A 9690-nucleotide genomic window follows, 5' to 3' on the forward strand; every position below is an offset into this window, starting at 1 on the left:
CGGTAGGTGCCCGGTCCCGGGCCCGGGCCGGTACGGGTGGGTCGGGCCCCTATCAGCGGTCCCCCGGTACCACCAGGCCCGGTGGCACCGCCCCCGGACCGCGCGCGGCCGGGGCGTGCCCATGCCGGACCTGGCGAACACGGCTCCTGGTCAGGAGCCGCGAAGAAGGTAACGGGAATGCGGTGGGCCGTTGGGGGCGTTGTCCCGGGGCACCGCCCGGCGGAACCACGAGGGGGTGGGCGTCCCGCCCGCCTCCCACGGGACGGCGACCGTCCGTGATCACGGCGGTGGCGCCACGGGGAGGCGTCGCTCACAGCCCCCCGGCGCCGCCTCGTTCCGTCCGCTGGGGTGGAGCCGAACCCCGAGGCCCCGCTGCCGGGGCCGTTGGCCCAGCCTGGAAGGAACCGCATGACCGACCGTGCCGACACGGCTCCAGAACACCCGACGCGCACCGGCCCGACCACGGACCCCGCCGAGGTGGAACGCCGCCTCCGCCAGGGCCCGTTCCACGAGTGGCTGGGGCTCCGGGTGCTCGAGGTGGGCGAGGACAGGATCGAGTTGGCCTTCACCTGGCGGCCCGAGTGGGTCGCGGACCCGGACGCCGGGTACACCCACGGCGGCATCCTGGCCACGATCGTCGACCTCACCGCCGACTGGGCACTGGTCTCCCGCCTCGGTCGGGGCGTTCCCACGGTGGACATGCGGGTGGACTACCACCGGGCGGCGGCCCGGGGCGAGGACCTGACCGCCGTCGGCGAGGTGGTCCGCTTCGGTAGGACGTTGGCCGTGGCCGAGGCCCGGGTGCTCGACGGCCAGCGACGGCTGGTCGCCAGTGGCCGGGGCCTCTACCACACGGCCTCCGCCACCTCCTGACGGTGGTCGGACCAGGAGGACGGCGCGGCAGCCGCACACGACGGCGGGACCCGCGGGTACGCCGTGAGCGGCGTCATAGAAAGTTGTTGGATCAAGCACTTCGTGGTTAGTGTCGCTGGTGGTCATGAGTGCCAGCGCCAAGCCCCGGCTCGCTGGCCGGCAACCCTCCACCGCGGTGGGGTGCCCCGGGTGAGCGACCAGGTCACTCCAGCAGTCGTGACAAGTGCGGACAGGGCGGACACGCCCGGCCAGTGGAGGAACGGATGAAGCACTCGGACCCGCGGGCGATCGCCGCCGCGGCGGTCGGGGACCTCCTCTACGGCCGCATCTACGTGGACTTCGGTTTCGTCTGCAGCTCCCTGAGGTAGAGCCGCCACCGACGGACCCCGTCGGTGGCGCCTCCCGGGCCGTCGCGGCACCGGGAGGCGATGGTGCACCCAGCTGACCCCGACGGCCACCCTGGAGCCCCACCATGTCCGGTGACACCGCCACCCCGTTCGCTCTTCGACTGCCCTCCCCGCTGCCCGGGCCCGTGGTGCTCGACCACCTCGTGCTCGCGGTCGCCGACCTGCCCTCGGCCACCGAGTACCTCCGGTCGCTGGGCTTCGACGCCCGGCCCGGCGGCCGGCACCCGGGGCACGGCACCGAGAACGCCCTGGTCGTGCTCGACGGGCAGTACCTGGAGCTGATCTCCGTCACCGATCCGGAGGAGGCCTCCGCGAGCGACCTGGGTCGGAGCACGGTCCGCGCGTTGTCCCGCGACGGCGGCGGCTGGGTCGGGTACGCGCTGCGGCTGCCCCCCGACACCCCCGTGGACGGTGGGTCGCTGGCCGCCCCGGAGCGCGCCGAGCCGCACCGGCTGTCGATGAGCCGCACCACCCCGGGCGGTGAGCGGGTGTCCTGGGAGCTGTTCTTCCCCGAGCGTGTCGGGATGGACGGCCCCTACCCGTTCCTCATCCGGTGGGACGGAGCCTCACCCACCAGCGGCGAACCACCCGAGCACCCCAACGCGGTGCACGGCGTCGGCGAGCTGACCGTCGGCATGCCGGGACCGGACTCGGCCCCGGCCCGCTGGTACGCCGACTCGCTGCCCCGGTTGACGGGGGCACCGGCCCACACCGTCGAGGACGCCTCGGCGCACCGGAGCGTTGGACTCGCCTCGGTCGAGCTGACCAGCACCGACCTCGGCAGGACTCGGCGGGCGCTGGCCTCGGCCGGTGCGGCGTGGCGGGCCGTCGAAGCCGACCCGGCCTCCCCCGCCGTCCTGCTCACCCTCCCACCGGCCCTCTTCGGCGAGCACACCCGGTTGACGATCCGCCAGCCGGCGCCGTCCCGGGACCGCTGACCCCGGCCCGGGCACCCGACCACCCACCACGCCCCTCCGGCGTGACGCCCTTCGAGAGGTTCCAGATGACGATGCGACCACAGCGCCACTCCCGCCCGGGCCGCGCCCGACTGGGTCTCGCCGGCGTTCTCGCGACGGCCCTGCTCGCGGCGGCCTGCGGTGGCGGGAGCACGGCCGGGGACGGGGACGGGCCGACCTCCCTGTCCGTGGCCACCATCCCCACGCCGGACGCCGCCTCCCTCTACCTCGCCGAGGAACAGGGTTTCTTCGACGAGGAGGACCTGGACGTCACCATCACCCTGGCCGACAGCGGCGGGGCGATCATCCCCGGTGTCGTCCGGGGCGACTACCAGTTCGGTCACTCCAACACGGTGTCGCTGGCGATCGCGGCCGGGGAGGGACTCCCCCTCCAGGCCGTCACCAACACGACCGGAACGCAGAGCGACCCGGACCAGGACATCTCCCGCATCCTGGTGGCCGGCGACAGCCCCGTCCAGTCCGCCGAGGACCTGGCGGGGACGACGATCGCGGTCAACGGGCTGAACAACATCGGCGAGGTGACGATCAAGGCGGCGTTGGAGAACCGGGGCGTGGACGTCTCCGGCCTCGACTTCGTCGAGATGCCCTACCCGGACATGAACGCGGCACTGTTCGCCGGCGAGGTCGACGCCATCTGGCAGCTGGAACCGCACCTGAGCCTGGCCCAGGAGGACGGTGCCCGCCCGGTGCTGTCCAACTTCGTGGAGGCCACGCCCGACGCCCAACTGGGCTACCTGGTGACCAACCGCCAGTACGCCGCCGAGAACACCGAGGTCATCGAGCGGTTCTCCCGGGCGATGGACCGGGCCAAGGAGTTCGCCACCGACAACCCGGACGAGACGAGGCGGGTCCTGACCGAAAGCCTCGGCATCCCGGCCGAACAGGCCCAGGACATGCTGCTCCCGGTGTTCCAGCCGGGCATGGACGTGGACTCGCTGCGCACCTACCTGGAGCTGACCGAACGGTACGGGCTGATCAGTGAGCAGCCCAACGCCGACGACCTGGTGGCTCCCGGCGCCAACACCTCGGAAACGGGCCGATGACACCACCCACGACCACCACCCGCCCCGAGCACGCGGGCCCCGGCACCCGCGACGGGCGGTCGGGACGACCCCGGCTGCCCGGCGCGGCGCTGCCCGCGGTGACGGTGCTCGGCGTGCTCCTGCTCGCCGAGCTCGTCTCGCGGCTCGGAGTGCTGCCCACGCGGTACTTCCCACCGGCCAGCGAGATGTTCGTCGCCCTCGCCGGACAGGTCGTCGACCCGTCGTTCTGGGTGTCGGTCGGCCAGACGCTCCAGGGCTGGGGTGCCGGACTGGGCATCGCCGTGCTGTTGGCGGTGCCGGTCGGGTTGGCGCTGGGAACGGTTCCCCTGCTGTACACGGCGGTGCGGCCGATCGTGGAGTTCCTCCGGCCGATCCCGTCGGTGGCCCTGATCCCGCTCGTCGTGCTCGCCATCGGCACCGGTGCGGCCAGCAAGGTGTTCCTCGCGGCCTTCGCCGCCTTCTGGCAGCTGCTCATCCCGGTGATCTACGGGGTCCGCGACACCGACCCGGTGGCCAGGGACACCGGGCGGGCGTTCCGGCTGGGCCGGTTCGGTGTGCTGCGGTGGATCGTGCTTCCGGCGGCGGTGCCCTACCTGGCGACGGGCCTGCGGATCGCGTCGGCGACGGCGCTGATCCTGGCCGTCACCGCGGAGCTCGTCATCGGCGTCCCCGGCTTGGGCGGCGCGATCAACCTCGCCCGCTCCGCCGGTGCCCCCGACCGCATGTACGCGCTCATCATCGCCACCGGCCTGCTCGGCTGGGGCCTGAACGCGGCGCTGCGCGCGGTGGAACGCCGGGTGCTGCACTGGCACCCCTCCCACCGGGAGGCCGCCGCATGACCGGCCGGTGGTTGCGGGTGACGCTGCCGGTGGTGACGACGGTGGCGGTGCTGGCCGCGTGGTGGTTCGGCTCGCTGGGCACCGAGTCCTACTACTTCCCCTCGCTGCGGGCCATCATGGACCGCTTCGTCGAGGTGTGGCTGTTCGACCGGTTCGTCACCGACGCCCTGCCCAGCCTGTGGCGGCTGGGCGCCGGGTTCGGCATCGCGGTCGTCGCCGGGGTGGGCCTGGGCCTGCTGCTGGGGCTGTCCGCGTCGTGGCGGCGCGCCACGGAGCCGATCGTGGAGTTCCTGCGAGCGATCCCGGCGACCGCCCTGTTGCCGTTCGCGCTGCTGGTCTTCGGCATCGGCGATCTGATGAAGGTCGCGATCATCGCGTTGGTGTGCCTGTGGCCGGTGTTGCTCAACACCATCGACGGGGTGCGCGGCCTGGACCACACGTTGGCGGACACCGCCCGGATGTACCAGGTCAGCGGGGCCAGGAGGCTGCTGTCGGTGGTCCTGCCCTCGGCGGCCCCGCAGATCATGGCCGGTGCCAGGACCAGCCTGTCGCTGGCCCTGATCCTGATGGTCACCAGCGAGATGGTGGCGAGCACCAGCGGCATCGGCTTCTTCGTGCTCGACGCCCAGCGCGGCTTCCGCATCCTCGACATGTGGACGGGCATCATCCTGCTCGGCGTGCTGGGCTACCTGGTCAACCTGGTGTTCACCCTGGTCGAGCGGCGGCTGCTGCGGTGGCACGCCGGCGCCCGTGCCGACACCGCCTCGGCCCGCTGAGGCCACGGCGGAGGAAGGGAGTTTCTCGTGCTCGAACTGCGTTCGGTGAGCAAGACCTACGGCTCTGGTGCCGGGGTGACACCGGCCATCGGCGAGGTCAGCCTCACCGTCCGACCGGGTGAGTTCCTCACCGTGGTGGGTCCCTCCGGCTGCGGGAAGACCACGTTGCTGAAGTGCATGACGGGACTGCTGCGCCCCACCTCGGGCGAAGTCCTGCTGGACGGCCGGCCGGTGACGGGACCGCCGGCGGACATGGCCCTCGTCTTCCAGGAGTACGGCCGGTCGCTGATGCCGTGGTCCACGGTCCGGAAGAACATCATGTTGCCGCTGCGCGCCCGGCGGGTCCCTCGGCCCGAACGGGAACGGCGCGCCGACGAGGCCCTGGCCGAGGTGGGGTTGGCCGGCTTCGCCGACCACTACCCCTGGCAGCTGTCGGGCGGCATGCAGCAGCGGGTGGCGATCGCCCGCGCGCTGGCCTACCGGCCGAGGATCCTGGTGATGGACGAGCCGTTCGCCTCGGTCGACGCCCAGACCAGGGCGGACCTGGAGGACCTCGTGCTCCGGATCCGGGAGGCGCACGACATCACCATCGTGTTCGTCACGCACGACATCGACGAGTCGGTGTACCTGAGCGACCGGATCGCGGTGCTGGGCCCCTCCCCCACCTCGGTGCGGGAGCTGGTCGAGGTCGACCTGCCCTCGCCACGCGACCAGGTCGCCACCAAGCGGCTCGCCGAGTTCGGGGAGCTGCGGACGCACGTGTACCGGCGCATCCGCCGGGACGAGGCGGGTAGCCCCCCGGGAGTGGCGTCGACAGCGGCGCCCGCGCCGGGATCCGCCGGGGAGGACGCGGAGCGGGTCGGCTCCGCCTCCTGAGATGAGGGGCGGGCCCGCCGCGTGGCGGACCCGCACCAGACCTGTTGAATATCGCACGACGAGGAACGGAGAACGTCGGATGAAGGCGGCTTTGATCGTGGACCGGGGTGGCCCGGAGTGCCGGGTCGTGCGGGAGCACCCGGCCCCGGAGCCCGGCCCGGGTGAGGCGCTGATCCGCGTCCGCGCCTGCGGCCTGAACCACCTGGACGTCTTCGTCCGCAACGGCACGGCGGGCGGGCAGCTGCCGTTGCCGCACATCTCGGGTGGGGACATCGCCGGCGAGGTCGCCGGTTACGGCCCGGACACCACCGGTCCGGCCGAGGGCACCCGAGTGCTGGTCGACCCGCTCGTGCACGGCAAGGCGTTGGGCGAGGACCTGCCCGGCGGACTCGCCGAGTACGCGGTGGTCCCGGCGGCGAACCTCCTGCCGCTGCCCGACGAGGTGAGCTTCGAGCAGGCGGCCGCGCTGCCGATCGCCTACGGCACCGCCCAGCGGATGATCGTCACCAGGGCGAAGCTCCAGCCGGGCGAGACCGTCGCCGTGCTGGGTGCCGCCGGCGGGGTGGGCACCGGGGTGGTGCTGATCGCCAAGGCGATCGGCGCCCGGGTGATCGCCTGCGCCAGCTCGCGGGAGAAGCTGGACCGGCTCACCGAGCTCGGAGCGGACGTGGTGGTCAACTCCCGCGAGGAGGACTTCAGCGCGCGCATCTGGCGGGAGACCGGCAAGCGCGGGGTCGACGTGATGGTCGACTACACGGGAGCGGACACCTGGGCCGGCTCCATCCGCGCCACCCGTCCCGGCGGCCGGGTGGTGACCTGCGGGGCGACCAGCGGGTACGAGGTCAGCCAGTTCCAGCCCTACGTCTGGGTCCGCGAACTGGACATCCTGGGCAGCAACGCGTGGAGCAGGGCCGACCTCCAGGGCCTGCTGGACTCCGTCGCCACCGGCACGTTGAACCCGGTCATCGACTCGGTCCTGCCGCTGGACCAGGTCTCCGAGGCGGAGCGGCTGCTGGAGGAGCGTCTCGTCTTCGGAAAGGTCATCGTCACCCCGTGACCGGGCAGCGGAGACGTCCTGGCCCACCGGGTCCGACCCCTCGGTCTGTCACCACTCCTGGGGAGGGAGGTGCGGCGCGCCGCCCGGCGGTGGGCGCGCCGACCACGAGATGAAGGGCACACGGGACACCGGTGACCCCCGGGCCGCGCTCGGCGGGCGACCGGCCAGCGTCGAGCACAACCTCGGCTGGCGCCTGATGTCCGACGCCGTGCTGTCCGCGCCCGACGCGGTGGCGGTCGAACAGGGCGAGGCGTGCTTCACCTACCGCGAGTTCGACCGGCGGGTGCGGCGCACCCAGGACCTGCTGGCCCGGCTCGGCGTCACCAGGGCCAGCAGGGTGGCACTGCTGTTCCACAACGACCACCGCTACCTGGAGACGCTGTTCGCCGCGATCAGGCTCGGCGCGGTGGCGGTCCCGCTGAACACTCGGGCCGGTGTGCCGGCGCTGGCGCACGTCGTGACGGACGCGGAACCGCTGGTGGTGGTGGCGCAGGACACCCTGGTGGACCGGGCGGCGGAGATCGTGGCGGAGGGCGGTGCTGGCGGCGCCACCGGCCGGCCCCTGCTCGTCGGCTCGCACGGCACCGACGGCTGGTCGGTCCGGGAGCTGGCCGATCCGCCGGCGCCACCCGACCTCGGGGTCGGCGTCGGGGACGGCGACGGCCTGGTCGCCGCCGGTTACCTCGGCGCGGACGAGTCGGTGACGACCCTGACGATGGACGAGCTGGACGACGGGGTGAACCCGGTCGCGGTGAGCCCGGACGAGGTGTGCATGCAGCCCTACACCTCCGGTTCGACGGGCCGCCCGAAGGGGTGCCTGCTCACCCACGGCGGTCAGCTGTGGAACGCCAGGGCGAACCGGGACTTCTGGCGGTTGGGCCCAGACCAGAAGGGCCTCATCACCGCCCCGCTGTACCACAAGAACGCGATGATCTGCGTGGTCAAGCCGGCGCTGCTGTCGGGGGCGACGATGGTGGTCAACACCGACCCCGACCCCCGCAGCATCCCCGCCGAGGTGGAACGGCACCGCTGCACCTACACCACCGGTGTTCCCGCCACCTACGAGATGCTGCTGGCCAGCGGCTCCCACCTCGGCCGGGACCTGAGCTCACTCCGGTTCGTGGTCTGCGGGTCGGCACCGTTGAGCGAGGAGTTCAGCCGCCGGATCACCGCGGGGCTCGGGGTGCCCGTCGTCGAGGCCTACGGTCTGACCGAGGGCGGCCCGCAGGTGCTGGCGACGCCGAGGGACGCGATCCGCACCGGCAGCGCGGGGATTCCCGTGCCGGGAGCCGAGGTGCGGTTGGTGGGGGTGCCGGGCAGGGACGGGGCCGGCACCGACGCCGGCACGGACTTCATGGTGCGCACGGGTGAGGTCGGGGAGATCTGGGTCCGCAGCCCGGGCGTGGCCCTCGGCTACCACCGGCTGCCGGAGGTGACCGCCAGCCGCATCACCCCGGACGGGTGGTTGCGGACCGGTGACCTCGCCTGGCGGGACGTGGACGGCTACCACTACGTGGTGGGGCGCCGGGACGAGATGATGCAGGTGGGGGGCGAGAACGTGTACCCCACCGAGGTGGAGCGGCTGGTGCTCGCGCTGCCCGAGGTCACCCAGGTCGCGGTGGTGCCCGTCCCGCATCCGGTGAAGGGCCAGGTCCCGGTGGCGTTCGTGCGCGCGGAGGGCATCACGGAGGAGGAGATCCGCCGGCACACCCTGGAACGCGGCGCGCCCTACGCCCATCCCCGCCGGGTCTGGTTCCTGGACGCGCTGCCGCTGGGGGCCACCGGCAAGGTGGACCGGGCGGCGCTGGTGCGGATGGCCGAGGAACGGTACGCGCCACCCACCGCGTGACCGGCCGACAGCCCCGGGGACGGGCCGGGGATGTCACCCCGGGTCGCGGGAGTGCCGGTCGCCGGGCGGGGTACCCGGGTGGCTGGACCGAGCACGCGTGCCGGGAGGGCAGTCGCCATGACCTTCGTGACCGTCGCCGAGGAGAACAGCACCACCGTCGACCTCTACTACGAGGACCACGGTCCGGAGGACGGGAAGCCGGTGGTGCTCATCCACGGGTACCCGTTGGACAGCCAGTCCTGGGAGAAGCAGGTCCCTCCGCTGCTGGCTGCCGGGCACCGGGTCATCGCCTACGACCGGCGGGGCTTCGGCAGGTCGAGCAAGCCGACCTCGGGGTGCGACTACGACACCTTCGCGGCCGACCTGAACGGCTTGCTGCACGTCCTCGGCCTCCGCGAGGTGACCCTGGTGGGCTTCTCGATGGGCAGCGGTGAGGTGGCCAGGTACCTGGGCAGCTACGGGTCCGAGCGCGTGGCCCGCGCCGCGTTCCTCTCGGGGCTGCCGCCGTTCCTGCTCAGGACGCCGGAGAACCCGGACGGGGTGGACCAGTCCGTCTTCGACGGCATCCGGGAGGGCGCCGTCCGGGACCGCTACGCGCACTTCGCCGAGTTCTACCAGAACTTCTACAACGTCGACGAGAACCGGGGTCATCGGGTCAGCGACGAGGTGTTGCGGGCCAACTGGGTCACGGCGACCCAGGCTTCGCCCTACTCCTCGGTCGAGGCCATCGACACCTGGGTGACGGACTTCCGCTCGGACATCCCCAGCGTCGACGTGCCGGCGCTGATCCTGCACGGGACGGCGGACCGGGTGCTGCCCATCGACGCCACCGCGCGCCCCTTCCACTCGCTGCTGCCCCGGGCGCGCTACGTCGAGGTGGAGGGCGCCCCGCACGGCCTGCTGTGGACGCACGCGGCCGAGGTGAACGCCGCGTTGCTCGACTTCCTGCGGGCGTGACGGCCGCCGCCGGACGTGGGGCATCCGGCCTGCGGG

General features: G+C 72.9%; 9 protein-coding genes and 1 riboswitch. All 9 genes read left to right on the top strand.

Annotated elements, in window-relative coordinates; translation table 11 throughout:
- Positions 1 to 408 precede the first annotated feature (408 nt).
- The gene (locus tag ACTIDRAF_RS0213990; RefSeq protein ID WP_016699359.1) at positions 409 to 873 is read left to right on the top strand and encodes a PaaI family thioesterase; all 465 of its coding nucleotides are present in this window, start codon (positions 409 to 411) and stop codon (positions 871 to 873) included.
- A 120-nt stretch (positions 874 to 993) separates the two neighbouring features.
- Positions 994 to 1105, top strand: a riboswitch (SAM riboswitch).
- Between the two features lie 240 nt (positions 1106 to 1345).
- Positions 1346 to 2218 (top strand): VOC family protein, encoded by an 873-nt coding sequence (locus ACTIDRAF_RS31980; protein WP_016699361.1) that lies wholly within the window; start codon positions 1346 to 1348, stop codon positions 2216 to 2218.
- A gap of 65 nt (positions 2219 to 2283) precedes the next feature.
- On the top strand, positions 2284 to 3300 hold the full coding sequence (locus ACTIDRAF_RS28860; RefSeq protein ID WP_016699362.1) for an ABC transporter substrate-binding protein: 1017 nt from the start codon (positions 2284 to 2286) through the stop codon (positions 3298 to 3300).
- The gene (locus ACTIDRAF_RS0214010) at positions 3297 to 4139 is read left to right on the top strand and encodes an ABC transporter permease (protein ID WP_016699363.1); all 843 of its coding nucleotides are present in this window, start codon (positions 3297 to 3299) and stop codon (positions 4137 to 4139) included. Before ACTIDRAF_RS28860 ends, ACTIDRAF_RS0214010 begins: the two co-directional genes overlap by 4 nt.
- The gene (locus ACTIDRAF_RS0214015) at positions 4136 to 4915 is read left to right on the top strand and encodes an ABC transporter permease (protein WP_016699364.1); all 780 of its coding nucleotides are present in this window, start codon (positions 4136 to 4138) and stop codon (positions 4913 to 4915) included. The genes ACTIDRAF_RS0214010 and ACTIDRAF_RS0214015 overlap by 4 nt, the downstream gene beginning before the upstream one ends.
- A gap of 27 nt (positions 4916 to 4942) precedes the next feature.
- Positions 4943 to 5791: an ABC transporter ATP-binding protein gene (locus tag ACTIDRAF_RS0214020; protein ID WP_016699365.1), complete on the top strand. Its 849-nt coding sequence runs from the start codon at positions 4943 to 4945 to the stop codon at positions 5789 to 5791.
- Between the two features lie 79 nt (positions 5792 to 5870).
- The gene (locus ACTIDRAF_RS0214025; RefSeq protein ID WP_016699366.1) at positions 5871 to 6848 is read left to right on the top strand and encodes a zinc-binding dehydrogenase; all 978 of its coding nucleotides are present in this window, start codon (positions 5871 to 5873) and stop codon (positions 6846 to 6848) included.
- A 109-nt stretch (positions 6849 to 6957) separates the two neighbouring features.
- Positions 6958 to 8697 carry a class I adenylate-forming enzyme family protein gene (locus tag ACTIDRAF_RS0214030; protein WP_016699367.1) on the top strand — a complete coding sequence of 580 codons (1740 nt, stop codon included), beginning with the start codon at positions 6958 to 6960 and terminating at the stop codon, positions 8695 to 8697.
- Between the two features lie 117 nt (positions 8698 to 8814).
- Entirely contained in the window at positions 8815 to 9654 is an 840-nt protein-coding gene (locus ACTIDRAF_RS0214035; RefSeq protein WP_016699368.1) for an alpha/beta fold hydrolase, read from the top strand.
- The last annotated feature ends 36 nt before the right edge of the window (positions 9655 to 9690 follow it).

The organism is Actinoalloteichus spitiensis RMV-1378 (assembly GCF_000239155.1).
Lineage (GTDB): Bacteria > Actinomycetota > Actinomycetes > Mycobacteriales > Pseudonocardiaceae > Actinoalloteichus_B > Actinoalloteichus_B spitiensis.